Source organism: Microbacterium sp. AC132 (genome assembly GCF_979258525.1).
On record NZ_OZ409862.1, the window covers coordinates 2485787 to 2502070 of the forward strand.

Sequence of the window (16284 nt, forward strand, 5' to 3'; positions counted from 1 at the left end):
TGTGCGCACACCGCTCGTGACCGTCATCCTGCCCGCCAAGGACGCAGGCACCTACATCGGCACGACGCTCGAGACGCTGACACGGCAGTTCGACGATCCCGCCGCGCTCAAGCTGGTGGCGATCGACGACGGCTCCCGTGATGACACCGGCATGCTCATGCGTCGATACGCCGAGCGCTTCCCGCACGCCGAGGTCATCGTCAACGCCCGGCCGAAGGGGCTCGCGAGCGCCCGCAATCAGGGGCTCGAGCGGGTCGACGGCGACGCGTTCTGCTTTCTCGACGGCGACGACTGGATGCAGCCGGGGCGGCTCTCGGTGCTGGTGCGCCGACTGCATGAGCTGCGCTGCGACATGCTCCGCACCGATCACGTCACCGTGAAGGACGGCGTGCGCACCCTGGTGCCGGCGCCTCACCCGTGGCGCGAGGCGGTCGGCTCTCCGCGCGACGCGATCCTGCCCGAGAACGAGCCGACCATGGTCGACTATCCGTTCGCGTGGGCCGGCATCCTGCACCGTCGCCTGATCGACGAGGGAATCGCGGGGTTCACACCCGGCCTGTTCACCGCCGAGGATCGTCCGTGGATCTGGCGTCTGCATCTGCTGGCCCGGTCGTTCGCGGTGGTCGACGCTCCTGCCCTGCTCTACCGCCGGGGGGTGTCGACATCGCTGACCCAGGTGCGCGATCGCCGCCAACTGGACTTCGTGCGGGCGATGGGCGAGGTGCTCGACATCGTCGAGGCGGATGCCGAGGCCGACCGCTTCCTCCCGAAGGCGGTGTGGAGCGTGATGGCCCTCTCGTCCCGGCACCTGGTGCGATCGAGGCGGATGACGCCGTCGCTGCGCGCCGAGATGCGCGCGGGCCTCCGCGGGCTGCTGGCCCGCCTGCCCCAGAGTGAGACGACGGCCGTGCTGTCGCGCCTCGACGGACCGCGTCGCCGAGTGCTCGCCCCGCTGCTGCGTGCGGTCGGACGTGCGGCATGACCCAGCTCTTCGCGGTGCACAGCGCCTATGGGCTCGCCACCGTCGCCGCCGCGCTCGACGGCGGGCTGCTCGGCGAGCACGGCGAGCGCGTGCTCGTGCCGTTCGTGTCCTCGCGGGTGCCCGAGACGTCCGTGGGCATCGTCGCCGACCCGGCGCTCGCGAGCCTCCGCGACCGGTTCGACCGGATCGAGGATCTCGACGCGCTGCTCGGTCCGCTGCATCCGAGCTCCTGGAAGCCGGATGCCGGCGACCTGCCGCTGCTGCGGCGACTGCTGACGAGGGCATGGGGGATCGACCCCGGCGACCTCGAACTGCTCGTGCAGAGCCCGCAGGTCGCCCCGGCGCGCGTCCTGATGCAGATCTTCCCTCATGCGCATCTCACGATCATCGGCGACGGGCTCATGACGTACTCGCCGATGCGGGTGCGGATGCCGCACACGATCACCGCTCGGATCGGCCGCGTCGTGCACGTCGACGTGGTGCCGGGGGTCACACCGCTGGTGGGCTCGCCCGTCGCGACGCCGGTGCCGGTCTCACCCGATCTGTTCCGGGCGGTGCTCGCCGAGACCGCCGAGGCGGTCGACGACACGGCGGAGCTCGAGAGCGCGCTCGACGGAGAGCCGACAGTGCTCGTCCTCGGCCAGTACCTGTCCGCCCTCGGCCTGGTCGGCGAGCGCGAGGAGATCGCGCTGCAGAAGGAGATGATCGATCGTGCGGCCGGCCGGCGACCACAGCACATCGTCTTCAAGCCGCACCCGTCGGCGCCGCCTCGGCTCAGCGACGCGCTGCGCGACCGAGCAGCGGTCCACGGCATCGACTTCCGCGAGTACCGCGGCGCGCTCGCCGCAGAGGCGCTGGCCGAGCGGGTCGATGCCAGGGCCGTCATCGCCGGGTTCTCGACGGCGCTGCCGACCGTCCAGACCCTGTTCGGTCGAGAGATCGAGGCGGTGGGCACCGACACCGTGCTCGCACGTCTGACCCCGTACGAGAACAGCAACCGGGTGCCTGCGACGATCGTGGACGCGCTGACCAGGCCGGAGTCCCCGTATCGCGATCCGGCGCGCATGCAGCTCCTGATCGACGCGGTCGGCTACGTCATGCAGCCCGTCGTCGCCGCACACCTCCGCGAGCGTGCCGAGCAGCTGCTCTCCGGCATCCGCCCGTCCGATCGCGATCGCTACTTCGCGCCCGAGAGGCTGATCGAACTGCGGTTGCCCGGGGCGCCGCGCGAGACGGCGATCCGACGCGTGCTGCGCCCGGTGGGCGGCATCGGTCGAGTCGAGCAGGTGCGGCTCACCGTGCTCGCCGCGCGGCGCAGACTCTCGCGTGCCTGGCGCGTGCTCAGAGGGCGATGACGGACGATGACGGGCGATGACGGCGAGGGGACGAGCGGCATGATCGAGCAGCAGCAGCAGCAGCAGAGGACGGATGTCGGCAGGGTCGTCGCGATCATCCCGGCACGTGGCGGGTCGAAGGGCGTGCCGCGCAAGAACCTGCGCCGTGTGGGCGGTGTGCCTCTCATCGAACGCGCCGTGCGCACGGCGCTGGAGGCCGAGGGCATCGACCTCGTGGTGGTGTCGACCGACGACGACGAGATCGCGGCGGTGAGCGAGGCGGCCGGGGCGCGAGTCGTGCGGCGTCCGACCGCGATCTCCGGCGACACGGCGTCGTCGGAGTCGGCCATCCTGCATGCTCTCGACGAGCTCGCCGCCGGGGGAGACCGGGCTGACGTGGTGGCCTTCCTGCAGGCGACATCGCCGTTCATCCCGCGCGAGGCCCTGTCTCGTGCCGTGCGCGAGGTGAGCGTGCGTCGGGCGGACAGCGTGTTCGCGGCCCATGAGACCTACGGATTCCTCTGGGCACGCAGCGCGGATGCCGACGCAGCCGTCGCACTCAACCACGACGCCGCGCGTCGCCCGCGTCGCCAGGATCGCGAGCCGCACTACCTCGAGACGGGCGCGTTCTACGTCTTCCGCGCTGAGGGCTTCCGTGAGGCGGAGCACCGCTTCTTCGGCCGCATCCGCATCGCCGAGGTGCCCGAATGGACGGCGATCGAGATCGACGACGAGCAGCAGCTCCGCATCGCCCGAGCGCTCGCCGCCCTTCACGAGAGCCCGGACCGGGTGCCGGTGCGAGCGATCGTGACCGACTTCGACGGCGTGCACACCGACGACACGGCGACGGTCGACGCCGACGGCATCGAACGGGTGCGGGTGAGCCGGGAAGACGGCATGGGGGTGTCGCTGCTGCGGCGGGCCGGCATCCCGATGCTGATCCTCTCCACCGAGGTCAACGCGGTGGTGCGGGCTCGGGCCGACAAGCTGCGCGTTCCGGTGCTGCACGGCATCGACGACAAGGAGTCCGCGCTGCGCGGGTGGGCAGAGGAGGTCGGCATCGCGCTGGCCGACATCGCGTACCTGGGCAACGACGTGAACGACCTGCCGGCGCTGCGCATCGTCGGCTGGCCGGTGGCGGTGGCCGATGCGCATCCGCTGGTGCTCGAGGCCGCCAGGGTCGTGCTGACGCGCAGGGGCGGCCACGGCGCCGTCCGCGAGCTGATCGAACGGGTGTTGCCCGCCTGACCGGTGCCGGTAACCCTCCTGTCGTTCGGCGTTCACCCCCGGCGCGTACTCAGGAGAGAAGGCCATTTCGACGACCGGAGGAACCATGACTGTCAGCATCGGCTCACGCGTGATCGGCGGCGGTCACCCCGCCTATGTCATCGCGGAGATCGGCCTCAACCACAACGGCGACGTCGACCTCGCCAAGCGCTTGATCGACGTCGCGGCGAAGGCGGGAGCCGACGCCGTGAAGTTCCAGAAGCGCACCCCCGAGATCTCCACCCCCGAGCACATGCGCGATGTTCCGCGCGAGACGCCATGGGGCACCATGAGCTACCTCGACTACCGCCGCCGCGTCGAGTTCGGCCGTGACGAGTACATCGCGATCGGCGATCACGCCACGATGCTCGGGCTCGACTGGTTCGCGTCGCCGTGGGACGTGCCGAGCGTCGCCTTCCTCGAAGACCTCAACGTCGTGGCGCACAAGGTCGCCTCCGCGAGCCTGACCGACACCGAGCTGCTCGTCGCGCTGCGCGAGACCGGCAAGCCCGTCATCCTCTCCACCGGCATGTCGACGATCGAGCAGATCGATCGCGCCCTCACGACCCTCGGCACCGACCGGGTGGTGCTGATGCACGCCACCTCGACGTATCCGCTCGAGCCCGAAGAGGCCAACCTGCGCGCGATCGCCACCCTGCGCGACCGCTACCCCGGTGTTCCGGTCGGATACTCGGGCCACGAGCGGGGGCTGCAGATCTCGCTCGCCGCCGTCGCGATCGGAGCGGTGGCCGTCGAACGCCACATCACGCTCGACCGCACGATGTGGGGCTCCGACCATGCGGCATCCCTCGAACCCACCGGACTCGAGCACCTCGTGCGCGACATCCGCGTGATCGAGATGGCCCTGGGCGACGGCGTCAAGCGCGTGTTCGACAGCGAGCGGGCGCCGATGGCCAAGCTGCGCCGCATCCCGGCATGAGCGGATCCGGTTCGCTGCGGGTCGTCGCGATCACCGACGCCGACTCGTTCGTGAAATGGTCGGCGTCGCTGCTCGGCAGCGTGCCCGGCATCCGTCCGCACCTGCTGCTCGTGCAGACGCCGCTGACCGCCAGCCTCGACCAGCAGCGGAGTGCGCTGGCGGGCACGGGGATGCTGTCCGACGATGTGACCCGCCTGTCCTTCGCGCGCGTGAGCGCCTGGCTCGAGGGCCAGCGCCCTGACGTCGTGCTGCTCGCCGGCCGCGGCCCGTTCGTTCGCCTGTTGGGCCGGGTCGTCGACGGGCTCACCGTGCGACCGGTCGTCGTCGCCGGACTTCCGGGCATGGCCGTTCCCGCACAGCGCGGTGCCCTCGAGTACCGGCGGAACGCCGATCTGCTCGTCGTGCACTCGCATCGGGAGGAGCGCGCGTTCGCCGAGCTCGGTCGCCGGATCGGCGTGCAGGTGCCGACGGCACTCGCGACCCTGCCGTTCGCGAGATCCCGATCGCGAATGGTGGCGGCTGATCGGGCACGGGTGATCGCGGCCGAGTCCGGAGGATCGACCGGAACCCTCGTCGCCGAGAGGCCGGCCGAGCCCCGGGCGGTGCGGATGCCGGCGACCGACATCGTGTTCGCGGCCCAGGCCCTCGTGCCCACCGACCGGGAGGAGCGGACCGAGATCGCGGCCACCCTCGTGCGCGCGGCCGAAGCGGACCCGCACCGCCGTGTGGTGGTCAAGCTGCGGTCGCGGCCCGGTGAGTCGGAGACGCATCTCGAACGCGACGCGTACCTCGATCTGCTCCCTGCGAGGCGTCCGGAGAACCTCGTCGTCTCGTACGGATCCATGGCACAGGCGCTGTCGACGGCGGCCGGACTCGTCACGGTCAGCTCCACCGCGGCGGTCGAGGCGGTGGCACAGGGGGTGCCGGTGATCGCCCTCGACTCGTTCGGAGTGAGCAAGAGCCTGTTGAACACGGTGTTCGTCGGCAGCGGTCTGCTGGGCGGGCGCAGCGAGGTCGTGGCCGGGCGCTTCCGGCATCCGCACCCCGTCTGGCTGCGTGACAACTACTTCCACCCCTCGGCCGAATCGACCTGGTGGGAGCACGTCGAACAGCTCGTCGCGCTGCGCCGCGCCGGGGGACTCCTGGCGAAGCGCGTGCCGGCGGCCCGCGGTGGCGCGATGCACGAGGCGTGGCATCGCGCGAGTGTGCTCGGGGCGAACGACCGCACACTCCGCGGAACCGCGGCGCTCGCCGTCGGTGTGCCCGCCACGGCGCTGCTCGGCGCTCTGCGGCGGGGTCGATCGTCGGCGGGCGGCGGCACCTGGGCCGACGCGTCGACCGATTTCACGCTCGAGCCGAACCCCTTCCACGACTCGATCCGGCGCTGAGGGTGCGGCCGACCCCTCGCACGGCTGAGTGCCCTCACGCGGCGGACGGTCGAGGCGGGGCGATCGACGGCGGGTTCGGGTCGTTCCACCGCTGGAAGGTCTGCACCCACCAGAACGTGGCGAACAGGATCAGTGCGACGGCCTCGCCGATCAGCACGACCGGAGTCTCACCGAAGGCCTGACGGAAGAGCAGAGCCACCACCAGCAGCACGAGGTCGGCGATCATCAGCCCCGAGATCCACCGATAGATCGTGCGCTGTCGGGGCGTGGGCGGCGTCTCGTCCGGGTCGAGCGGCCCTCCCGCGTAGAGGATCGGGACGGCTGCGAACACTCCGAAGAACAACAGGGTCGCTGCGAAGTGGATGCTGTTGACCGGCCAGAAGTTGAACGGGAAGTGCTCGTTGACCGCCGGAGCGAATGCGAGCGCCACGACCACGACCGCGGTCACGAGCGCGATGATCGAGACGAGCGTCGCCGAGCGATTCGGGGTGCGGGTGCGGCGACGGATCAGCGCCATCGTGACCACGACCGCCACGACCACCACGGCGTAGACGGCGATCCCCGCTTTCGCGCTTGCGACGGCGTCGACGGGGATGCACTCCTGCGCCGTCGGGCACGGCATCCGGTCGACCGCGCGCGGATCGGCGATGCCCACGGGAACGATCGCGATGAGCGGCGCGAACACCGCGCACACGTCGAGCAGGGTCGTCGCGCGACTGCGTCCCGAGAGCGCGAGCAGGGCCGCGGATGCCGCGATCAGTGTGCCGACGAAGACGTCGCGGACCGGTGTGTAGAAGGCGTGGCTGATCGAGGGCAGCGGGTTCCAGCCGAAGATCAGGGGTGTCCACGACACGACGACGCTCTGCAGCACGACAGCGAAGATCAGCGCGACGACGATGAGAACCAGCGCCAGACGCAGGTAGCGATGCGTCTTCTGTCCGGTCGTGACGGGGGCGTCTGCGGCTGCCATGATCGTGACGGTACACCGCCGGGCCGACGCCGACGTGTGACGCCCCGCGACGGCCCTTGTCATGCGCGGACTCACTCTGTCAATCCCCGCAACGTTCCTGGTCTTCCCGGTCGGGGCCGGGTAGCGTCATTCCCATCGCGGCGATCCGGGCGGTCCCGGGCCTCAGCTCATACCTGATGGCGTTGCGGGTTCGACTCCCGCCGTCGCGTCCACTTCACCGGTGACGCCGTCAGTCCTCGCCGGTGATCCGCGCTTCGACCGGCGCCCATCCGTTCTCGAGCACGGTGAATCCGGCGGCGAGGATCCCGAGCTGGTCGTCGCTCTCGTTGACGAGCAGCTGCATCTGCAGCACGAACCGCGAGTACACGCGGATCTCCGGGGTGGCCAGGGTCAGTCCCAGTTCGACCGCGATCGCATCCGCGAGCGCGTCCTCGTGTCGCAGCCACATCCGGGCGGCGTACTCACGCAGCGCCGGTGTCTCGTTGAGGAACCGCGAGAAGACCTGCGACACCTCCGCGCCGTGCTCGGCGAGGTTCGCGTGCACCTCGGCCGTGTAGAAGTCGTGGATCGCGCGGTTGATGGTGACGCCCGCGGCGCGGTCGCGAACGGCGGAGACGAGCCGGTCCCGCTGCTCGTCGTCCTCGTCGAAGACGAGCGCCTCCTTCTGCGGAAAGTGTGCGAACACCGTCGTCGGAGAGACGTCGGCTGCGTCCGCGACCTCGCGGATGCTGACGTTGTCGAACCCGCGCTCGAGGAACATCATCGTCGCGACGTCGGAGATGTTCTTGCGCGTCGCGGCCTTCTTGCGCTCGCGGCGACCGATCGGCTCAGCGTTCGTCATGCGTCCACGATATCGCGAACCCGATCCAAAACTGGCTTGACAACAAAACTGGTATTGATACAGTTTCGGAGTGACTTCACTAAACATATCGCTCGCGCGCAGCGACAAGCGCGCCTGGACCATGCTCATCGTGCTGACGATGCTCACCGTCGTCGGCATGACCGTCGTGCTTCCCGTCCTGCCGTTCGTCGTGCTGCAGTACGTGTCGCATGAAGGCGACCTCGCCATCTGGGTCGGCATCCTCGAAGCGATCAACGGCCTGTGCGCCTTCCTGGTCGCCCCCTTCCTCGGTCGCCTGTCCGACCGCTTCGGGCGACGACCGGTGATCATCGCCGCCGCCTTCGGAGCAGCGTTCGCCATGGCGCTGTTCGGCATCGGGGGAGCGATCTGGGTGCTCGTGCTCGCGCGGGTCATCCAGGGGCTGACCGCCGGCGACCTTCCGGCCCTCTTCGCCTACCTCGCCGACATCACGCCGCCCGAGAAGCGCGCTCAGCGGTTCGGTCTGCTCGGTGCGCTCTCGGGAATCGGCATGATGATCGGACCCGCGATCGGCGGACTGCTCGCGGCCGTCAGTCTGCAGCTGCCGGTCTTCCTCACCGCAGCCGTCGCCCTCGTGATCGCGATCCTCAGCATCTTCCTGCTGCCCGAGAGCCTCGCGCCCGAGAACCGGATCGAGCGCATCTCGGTGCGCGAGATCCAGCCGTTCGGCGTCTTCAAGGAAGCGTTCGGACGCAAGGAGCTGCGTGGTCTGATGATCGGATTCGGCCTCCTGGCGCTCCCGTTCGGCTTCTTCGTCAACAACTTCAGCGTGCTCGCGCTGGACTCGATCCAGTGGGGGCCGACGCAGATCGGTCTGCTCACGGCAGGCGTCGGCATCATCGACATCCTCATCCAGGGCGTGCTGCTCGGCATCCTGCTTCCTCGCATCGGCGAGCGCGGCGTGATCATCAGCGGCATCGTGGCGCAGGCGATCGGACTGGCCGGGCTCGCTGTCGTCGCGTCGATCTTCGCGCAGCCGTGGGTGTTCATCGTCGGTGCGCTGATGCTCGCTGCAGGGCAGGGCGCCTCGACCGCAGCGATGGACGGAGCCATGTCGAACGCGGTCGGCGACGACGAGCAGGGCTGGCTGGGCGGAGCGACGCAGTCGCTCAACGCCGCGATGAACACGGCGGCCCCTCTGATCGCCGGTGCGCTCTATGTCACGGTCAGCCATGCGGCTCCCTACTGGCTCGGCGTCGCGCTGATGATCGTCGCCGTGATCGTCGTGTCCCGTGCGCACATCGCGAACACGGCGAAGAAGGATGCGCGGACGCAGGATGCAGGGGCCGAGGTCGAGACCGACGCGAGGGACGTCCCGGTCGCGGTCACGGACGCCCGCAGCTGAGACGCAGGCTCCGCAGCCGGGGGATGATGGACACATGCCCAGTCCTCATCGCCCCGGTCTGCGGATCTCGTCGGGTCTCACGATCCCCGAGGCCGAGCTGTCGTGGCGGTTCTCGCGGTCGTCGGGCCCCGGCGGACAGGGGGTGAACACGGCGGACTCGCGGGTCGAACTCCTCTGGGATGCCGCGGGCAGCACGGCGCTCACCCCGCACCAGCGGGATCGCCTCCTCGATCGGCTGAGCGGGCGTCTCGTGAACGGCGTGCTGACCATCGCCGCATCCGAGCACCGCGCCCAGCTGCGCAACCGTGACGCCGCGCGTGAACGACTCGCGAGCATCGTCGCCGAGGCGCTGCGTCCGCCGGCGCCGCAGCGCCGCGCGACCAAGCCGAGTCGAGGGTCGAAAGAGCGGCGGCTCAAGGCGAAGCAGCGGCGCACCGATGTCAAGCAGCTGCGCAGGCGCCCGAGCGACTGACCCGCGCATCGCACCGACAAGGTGAGGTCCGCTTTCGCCACCCGCCCTCTGCGGGCACTCTGAGTTCATGACCGCACTCACCATCGGCACGCCTCTCGACAGCGGGCTCGGAACCGTCACCCTCGATCCGCGGCGCTTCAACCGGCACACCTTCTGGTGCGGCCAGAGCGGCAGCGGCAAGACCTACGCGCTGGGCGTCGTGCTCGAGCAGCTCCTGCTCGAGACAGAGCTGCCGATGCTGATCCTCGACCCGAACGCCGACTTCGTGCGGCTGCAGAGCACGCGGCCGTCCGCGGCCCCGCATCACGCCGAGCGCATCGCGGACTCCGACATCCGGGTGTTCCGCTCGGGGCGCGTCGAGGGCGAGCCGTTGCGCGTGCGCTACATCGATCTGTCGCCGGCATCCAAGGCAGCCGTGCTGCGGATGAGTCCGATCCAGGATGCCGAGGAGTACAACGTCCTCCTCCATCTCGATCAGAACGCGAGGCTGCTCGGCTCGGATCGCATCGTGCCCCACCTGCGCGACGGCGGGCACGACGCCCGCAACCGACTCGCCGACCGCATGGAGAACCTGCAGGTGCTGGAGTGGGAGCTCTGGTCCCGCGGCGAGGCGTCGGTCGTCGACGTGATCGAGCAGCGGCCGCGGGTGACGGTGCTCGACCTCGGCGGATTCGACCACCCCGCCGAACCGAAGGTCGCAGCCCTCGCGGTGCTCGAGCACCTGTGGTCTCGTCGCGAGGAGCGAAAGCCCCTGCTCATCGTGATCGACGAGGCGCACAATCTGTGCCCTCCCGACCCGCGCACCGAGGTCGAGCGGGCGCTCACCGAGCAGCTGGTTCAGATCGCCGCCGAGGGGCGCAAGTTCGGGCTGTGGCTGTTCCTGTCGACACAGCGGCCGACGAAGATCCATCCGAACGTGCTCTCGCAGTGCGACAACCTCGGTCTGATGCGCGTCAACGCGCCGCGCGACCTGGCGGAGCTGGCCGAGGTGTTCGGCTTCGCGCCGGAGGAGGCGATCCGCAGGTCCCAGACCTTCACACAGGGTCAGGCCCTCTTCGCCGGGGGGTTCATCGCCGAGCCGACCTTCGTGCAGATGGGGGAGCGACTGACGGAGGAAGCGGGCGGCGACGTCTCGGTGCCGCTCCGCTCGACCCCGTAGCGCCACCCCTCGGGCGCGGGATCAGCTCGCCGTGAGTGCGGGGAACGACCACGTGCCGTCCAGCACTTCTGGTCGAGGTCGGTAGAGACGCACCAGGTAGTTCCACCCTTGAGTGAGGGGAAGCACGTTGGACAGTGCGGGGTCGCCGCCGAAGCGCACGGTGATCGACCCGTCCGGATCCCGCACGCCCGTCACGCTGTTGACGCTGTATGCGCCGGCGTCGTTCGGAGCGAAATAGCCTTCCGCGTCGTACAGCGAGACGGACCAGAAGCCGTCCACCGGCACATCGCCGACCCGCAGCGTGTACTCGCCGACCGGGAGCCGGGGATCGACGTTGATGTAGAAGGCCTCGTTCTCGGGCAGACCGCCCCAGGCGGCTGCGGTCCCGAGAAGGTGCCGCACGGGGTCGACGTCCTCGGCTCGACCGAAGCAGCGCTCCAGACCGCCGAGGCCCTTCGCGAGGGTGAGGAGCGCCTGGCGGGTCTCAGCGAAGCTCGATTCGTCGTAGGCCGGCGCAGCGAACTCCCGCGCGCCGGTCGAGCTCACAGCGAGTTCGTCCTGGAGGGCGTTCACGATCGAGACATCATCAGGATCCTCGGAATCCACCAGGATGCGAGTGGCCGCGAGCACGAAATCGGAACCGAGGTCTTCGGCCGAGAGCGAGTGGACGCCGGGGTCGTGCAGCACCTTGTCGATGTAGTGGCCCTCGTTCACCAGCATCACCGAGACGTACCGGTCGCCGGCATCCGGCACGGTGATCGTCGCCCCTTCGGAGATGTCGATGATCGCAGCGCTGTAGAGGGTGTCGCGATTCATCCTGATCACGGTCTGCTGGTCGATCGGCGTGGGCACTCGATAGTGGTTCCACCGGTTGGAACCGCCGGCCGACGCCGCGATCGCGGCGAACATGCGGGCGGTCTCGATCTCGGCGAAGTTCGCGAACGTGACGGGAACGGAGGTGTCGGTCATGGCTTCATCCTGGCGCTGCCGGTCTCGGCGAGCGCGGAATCATCACCTCAGGAAGGTGAGGCCTCAGTCCTTGCTGCCGCGCACCAGCTCCAGCCCCGCTCCCGCGAACTGCCTCAGCGTCGCATCCGGCAGGAACGCGCGGGTGAGCGCTGTGCCGATCGCCGCGAGATCGCTCTCGTCGCGGAAGAGCAGATACATGGTCTCGTACCGTGGGTGGAACTTCTGCTTGAAGCGGTGCAGCGAGCCGAAGCCGTACACGGGCTCGAGCGCTTCGGCGAGGCGTTCGCTGAGGACGGCGATGATGCCCGCGTCCGGCGGATAGTCGTGCGCGAGCGGAGCACCCGAGAGCGACATGATCTCGGCACCCTCCTCGGAGAACTGCTTCGCGGACGAACCGATCAGGTACTCCATGACCGGTGCGAAGCCGCCGTCGCGGCGGCGCATCAGGTCGAGCGTCCAGCCGCGCACGACGCCGCCTTCGCCATAGACCGGCAGCCACGAGAGGAAGCCGTCGACGTCGCCGTTCGGGGCGATCGCGAGAGCGAGTCGCACCTCGCGGTCCTCCGCCTCATCCAGCGTGCCGAGAGTGAACCGCATCTCAGGCAGGTCCTTGTCACCGACCCATGCCTCGGAGATCGCACGCAGCTGCTGCCGTACTCCCCACGATTCGTCCGCCAGGCGCGTCATCCGGAAGGTCATCTCCTCGCGCCCCGCCCGATTGAGAGAGCTGCGCACCGAGTTCCAGCGCTTGCCGGTGAACTCCAGACCCGGCAGGTCGACGATGGTGTCGTCGGCGACGACCAGGCTGCGCCAGCCGGCGGGCACAGCGGCCCGGGTGGCGTCGTCTGCACTGAAGAAGCACGGGACGAGGCCCACCAGCTCCGCCGTGCGGATGAACTCTGTGACGGCGACTGCGCGGGATGCGGGCGGTCCGATCGGATCCGCGAGCGCGAGCGCCACGCCGGCCCGTCGCTGGTAGGCGACGATCCCGGCATCGCTGCGGGCGTAGCTGTTGCCCTCCCAGGTCGTCATCCACGACAGGGTGCCCCCGCCGTGCGCGCGCAGCTCGGTCTTCACGTCGTCGACCGTGGGGGCGGGCTGGATGCCGAGGAGAGACTTGCGCTTCGCCCGGAACGCGCGGCGCACGGCGATCAGGTAGACGAGCAGGATCACCCAGAGGAAGCCGTTGGCGAGCGCGAGCTCCGTCTCGCCGTCCCACCGCAGATCGATCTGCGCCTGCGAGAACACCGTGATGAGGATGAGGACCAGCGCTGCGACCAGGATGTTGAAGAGACCGAGCAGCATCACGAGAACCCACGCCCAGCGACGACCGCGCAGGAGTCCGTTCACGAGCACCACGATGACGACGAGGTCGAGCGCGAGGTCGATGAACCCTCCCGACGCGGGCTCGGTCGGGCCGAACGGGCCGTCGGTGGCGACGAGAGTCGTGATGATCTCGACCGCTCCGAGCACCATGAGCGAGATCACGGCGATCAGACGCTGCTCTCGCACCGTGGTCCGCTGCACACGCAGGGTGCGGTCGACGACGAGGATGAGCAGCACCGCGAGCAGGTGCTCGAGATCGGCGACCGCACCCCAGAACAGCATCGCGATGAACACGAAACCGAGCAGCACGAGCCAGCCGCGCACTCGCCATGGCGGGCGGAAGAGCCCGATCGCGGCGGCGATGCACGCCATGGTGCCGCCGGAGGCGCCGACATCGAGCGCCTGGGCCTGCTCCTGAGCCCACGCCCAGGGCAGTTGCGAGGCGACGAACAGGACGAGCGCGGTGGCGAGGATCGCGAAGAGCTGTCCGACCCAGTAGTACGCGAGGGCGACCCTGGTGCCACGTCGGTATTCGAGATACGCCATGCCCCAGAAGCCCGAGATCGTGAACAGGTACACCCACGGCTCGTTGACGAAGAACGTGCCGGTGAGCGGCGTCCACCACATCCCCTGCGCGAGGTTGGGCAGGCCGTATGCGACGGTGCCGAAGAGATCGGTCTTCTCGAACGGGGTCCACAGGCCCTGCCAGATCACGCCGACGGCGAGGATCACAGCCACCATCGTGAGGGTGGCAGGAATGCGCCGCAGTACGGCGGCGACGGGATGCGATGTGGGGGTTCGCGCCTCGGTCATGCGCTCAGCGTAGCGACCGACCGTCGCCTTCCGGAGTGGAACGTCGTGGCGCGTGATGGCTCCATGCCCAGCGGTAGCCGACGCCGCCGAACGTCATGAAGCCGGCGGCGAGCACCAGTCCGGCGACGATGCCGAGCGCGATCGCCCCGGCGAAAGCGCCGCCACCCGCGATCACGGCCGAGCCGACGAGCATCCCCACGACGCAGGCGTTCACGACGATCAGCAGCATGACCGAGCTGCCGAGCAGGATGCTCAGGCGACGGGGACGGAGGAACGAGTACGTGCGCTTCATCCCCGGTTCATCGTCGTGCGGCGAGGCGAGGAAGACATCGGCGACCTCCGGATCCAGGTCGACGTACGCGCCGCGGATGCGGTTCATCGCGACGACGTACATCATGTCCTCCTCCGACACGTTCATCACGCGCACCTGGGTCATGAAGCCGATGACCGCGAGGAACGCGAGGATCGCGAGTGACGCGCCGCCGAACCACCCGCCGAAGTCCGATGCCTGCCCCAGCAGTCCGATGGTCACGAGTCCGGCGGAGACGAGGGTCAGGAAGATCGTGATGCGCGACAGCACCTCGCTCTGCGCGGTGCTGCGGGCGGCGAGAAGCCCCCAGTGCTCGGTGGCGAGAAGCTGCGCACGGCGGCCCAGCACCGCATCCGACTCCCCGCTCGTCCGTGGTGGCGCGACATCGTCGTGCGGCCCTGCCGGCCCCTCCGCAGGCACGGGCTGCTCCACGGAAGCGCCCTCGTTCATATCGGTATTGTGCTCCTGCATCCGACTCTCCGAAATGGGTTCATCGGCACGCACACCCGGTCGACGCTGTCGCTCGGCGTCGATTCCGCGGCTGCGCGACGTCGTCGCCGGACCGGACGGCATGCTCTGGGTGCTCACGAACAATACCGACGGACGCGGAAGCCCCTCGCCCGGCGACGACCGCATCCTCCGTCTCGCCGCCGACTGAGGGCAGCAGCCCGACGCGGGCCGCTGCTCAGGCGAAGCCGTCGACTCCCGTCGCGGTGACCGAGAGCGCCCACAGCCGCTCGGCGGCCTCGGGATCGATCGCCCAGTGCTTCACGCCGCCGGTCGTCATGTCCGTGTGCTCGGGCGGGACGATGCCCTTGATCGAGCAGTCCTCGCAGTACGCGCCGCTGCGATCGGCCAGCTCGGGAGCCGTCGCGGCCCAGAGACCCGTCGACGCTCCCTCTGCCGGAGTCTTGAAGCGCGGGTTCGGCGTGCCGTCCTCGTCGATCCAGCCGCGTGAGATCAGCTCCTCACGGGGCACGTGCCGCTGCAGGTCGGTCATGATCCCGCCCGGGTGCACCGAGAAGGCGAGGATGCCGCGGGCCGCGCCACGACGGGCCAGCCCGACGGCGAACAGCGCGTTCGCCGTCTTCGACTGCCCGTAGGCGACCCACGGGTCGTAGGGCGTCGTCTCGAAGTCGATGTCCTCGAATCGCACGGGGGAGCGGAAGTGCCCTCCCGAGGAGTAGGAGACGACGCGAGCGCCCTCCGGCAGCAGTTCGGCCACTCCGTTGACCAGGGCGAAGTGGCCGAGGTGGTTGGTGCCGAACTGCGACTCGAAGCCCTGCGCGGTGTGACCGAACGGGGTGGCCATGATGCCGGCGACATCGAGCACGAGATCGATCGGGCGTCCGTCGCGACGGACGGTCTCGGTGAACGCTGCCACCGAGTCGAGGTCGCCGAGGTCGGCGATGCGGACGTCGACCGCGTCGATCCCTGCGAGCGCCTCCTCGGCGGCGTCGAGGCGACGCGCAGGCACGATCACGCGCACTCCGGCATTCGCGAGCGCACGCACCGTCTCGAGTCCGAGTCCCGAGTATCCGCCCGAGACGATCGCGGTCTTGCCCGAGAGGTCGACTCCGGCGATCACCTCGGCCGCAGTGGAGCGGTAGCCGAACTCCGAGGCGAGGGGCTGCTGACGGGCGATCATGTCGAGAGGGGGAGTGCATCTGTCATGCTCCGACCGTACGATCTAGAGTGCACTCGAAGTCAAGGAGGAGTCCTCGTGGAGGATGTGATCGACACGACGCGCACGTTCAGCATCGGCGAGCTCGCCCGTCTGGCCGGCGTGAGCGTGCACACGCTGCGCTGGTACGAGGCAGAAGGGCTCTTCCCTCGCGACGTGCCGCGCACCCCCGGCGGTCGGAGGGTCTACGCGCACGACTCGCTCGCGTGGCTCGCGCTGCTGGCGCGACTGCGCGAATCCGGCGCCCCCATCGCCCTGCTGCGTGAGTACGCCGCCCTGGTGCGCGCCGGCAGCGGCAACGAGGCCGAGCGTCTCGCCCTGCTGCGCGCGCACGAGCGCTCTCTCGACGCGCAGATCGAGACGCTGATCGCCTGCCGTCAGGTCGTCAGCGCGAAGGCGGGCGCGTACCAGGAGGCGCTCCTCGCCCGAGGACTCCTCTGACGACG

At 69.6% G+C, this 16284-nt stretch carries 15 protein-coding genes, 1 tRNA gene and 1 pseudogene; 11 read left to right on the forward strand and 6 right to left on the reverse strand.

Annotation, left to right across the window (positions count from 1 at the left end):
- Position 1 precedes the first annotated feature (1 nt).
- The 5 genes from ACZZZQ_RS11850 (at position 2) to ACZZZQ_RS11870 (ending at position 5910) form a co-directional block, all read left to right on the forward strand.
- The gene (locus tag ACZZZQ_RS11850; protein ID WP_463507631.1) at positions 2-982 is read left to right on the forward strand and encodes a glycosyltransferase family 2 protein; all 981 of its coding nucleotides are present in this window, start codon (positions 2-4) and stop codon (positions 980-982) included.
- On the forward strand, positions 979-2337 hold the full coding sequence (locus tag ACZZZQ_RS11855) for a polysialyltransferase family glycosyltransferase (protein WP_463507632.1): 1359 nt from the start codon (positions 979-981) through the stop codon (positions 2335-2337). The genes ACZZZQ_RS11850 and ACZZZQ_RS11855 overlap by 4 nt, the downstream gene beginning before the upstream one ends.
- Positions 2338-2343: 6 nt before the next feature.
- Positions 2344-3564 carry a cytidylyltransferase domain-containing protein gene (locus ACZZZQ_RS11860; protein ID WP_463507633.1) on the forward strand — a complete coding sequence of 407 codons (1221 nt, stop codon included), beginning with the start codon at positions 2344-2346 and terminating at the stop codon, positions 3562-3564.
- A gap of 85 nt (positions 3565-3649) precedes the next feature.
- The gene (locus ACZZZQ_RS11865; protein WP_056279662.1) at positions 3650-4522 is read left to right on the forward strand and encodes an N-acetylneuraminate synthase family protein; all 873 of its coding nucleotides are present in this window, start codon (positions 3650-3652) and stop codon (positions 4520-4522) included.
- Positions 4519-5910: a DUF6716 putative glycosyltransferase gene (locus ACZZZQ_RS11870; protein WP_463507634.1), complete on the forward strand. Its 1392-nt coding sequence runs from the start codon at positions 4519-4521 to the stop codon at positions 5908-5910. Before ACZZZQ_RS11865 ends, ACZZZQ_RS11870 begins: the two co-directional genes overlap by 4 nt.
- A gap of 34 nt (positions 5911-5944) precedes the next feature.
- On the opposite strand, the gene ACZZZQ_RS11875 is transcribed toward ACZZZQ_RS11870, so the two are convergent.
- Entirely contained in the window at positions 5945-6880 is a 936-nt protein-coding gene (locus tag ACZZZQ_RS11875) for a hypothetical protein (protein ID WP_463507635.1), read from the reverse strand.
- Between the two features lie 136 nt (positions 6881-7016).
- On the opposite strand from ACZZZQ_RS11875, the gene ACZZZQ_RS11880 reads away from it, so the two are divergent.
- Positions 7017-7092, forward strand: a tRNA-Met gene (locus ACZZZQ_RS11880).
- A 17-nt stretch (positions 7093-7109) separates the two neighbouring features.
- On the opposite strand, the gene ACZZZQ_RS11885 is transcribed toward ACZZZQ_RS11880, so the two are convergent.
- Positions 7110-7721: a TetR/AcrR family transcriptional regulator gene (locus ACZZZQ_RS11885; RefSeq protein ID WP_187250297.1), complete on the reverse strand. Its 612-nt coding sequence runs from the start codon at positions 7719-7721 to the stop codon at positions 7110-7112.
- A gap of 70 nt (positions 7722-7791) precedes the next feature.
- Between ACZZZQ_RS11885 and ACZZZQ_RS11890 the strand changes: the two genes are divergently transcribed.
- From ACZZZQ_RS11890 to ACZZZQ_RS11900, 3 genes are all read left to right on the forward strand, one after another.
- Positions 7792-9105, forward strand: a complete 1314-nt coding sequence (locus ACZZZQ_RS11890; protein ID WP_463507636.1) for an MFS transporter — start codon at positions 7792-7794, stop codon at positions 9103-9105.
- Positions 9106-9139: 34 nt separating this feature from the next.
- Positions 9140-9577, forward strand: coding sequence for an alternative ribosome rescue aminoacyl-tRNA hydrolase ArfB (arfB, locus tag ACZZZQ_RS11895; protein WP_463507637.1), 438 nt, complete (start codon positions 9140-9142; stop codon positions 9575-9577).
- Positions 9578-9644: 67 nt separating this feature from the next.
- Positions 9645-10736, forward strand: coding sequence for an ATP-binding protein (locus tag ACZZZQ_RS11900; RefSeq protein ID WP_463507638.1), 1092 nt, complete (start codon positions 9645-9647; stop codon positions 10734-10736).
- A gap of 21 nt (positions 10737-10757) precedes the next feature.
- Here ACZZZQ_RS11900 and ACZZZQ_RS11905 read toward each other — a convergent pair whose 3' ends face one another.
- The 3 genes from ACZZZQ_RS11905 to ACZZZQ_RS11915 form a co-directional block, all read right to left on the reverse strand.
- On the reverse strand, positions 10758-11705 hold the full coding sequence (locus ACZZZQ_RS11905) for a DUF1214 domain-containing protein (RefSeq protein ID WP_463507639.1): 948 nt from the start codon (positions 11703-11705) through the stop codon (positions 10758-10760).
- Between the two features lie 63 nt (positions 11706-11768).
- Entirely contained in the window at positions 11769-13844 is a 2076-nt protein-coding gene (locus tag ACZZZQ_RS11910; RefSeq protein WP_295103941.1) for a bifunctional lysylphosphatidylglycerol flippase/synthetase MprF, read from the reverse strand.
- Positions 13845-13848: 4 nt separating this feature from the next.
- Positions 13849-14604: a hypothetical protein gene (locus ACZZZQ_RS11915; RefSeq protein WP_150115106.1), complete on the reverse strand. Its 756-nt coding sequence runs from the start codon at positions 14602-14604 to the stop codon at positions 13849-13851.
- Between the two features lie 85 nt (positions 14605-14689).
- Between ACZZZQ_RS11915 and ACZZZQ_RS11920 the strand changes: the two are divergent.
- Positions 14690-14812: pseudogene (locus ACZZZQ_RS11920) on the forward strand (PQQ-dependent sugar dehydrogenase); the annotation flags it as partial.
- Between the two features lie 27 nt (positions 14813-14839).
- Here the strand turns inward: ACZZZQ_RS11920 and ACZZZQ_RS11925 are convergent.
- A complete protein-coding gene (locus ACZZZQ_RS11925) occupies positions 14840-15802 on the reverse strand; it encodes an oxidoreductase (protein WP_463507640.1) in 963 nt (320 codons plus the stop codon).
- Between the two features lie 75 nt (positions 15803-15877).
- Here ACZZZQ_RS11925 and ACZZZQ_RS11930 point away from each other — a divergent pair, with 75 nt between their 5' ends.
- Positions 15878-16279, forward strand: coding sequence for a MerR family transcriptional regulator (locus ACZZZQ_RS11930; protein WP_056279678.1), 402 nt, complete (start codon positions 15878-15880; stop codon positions 16277-16279).
- Positions 16280-16284: the final 5 nt, after the last annotated feature.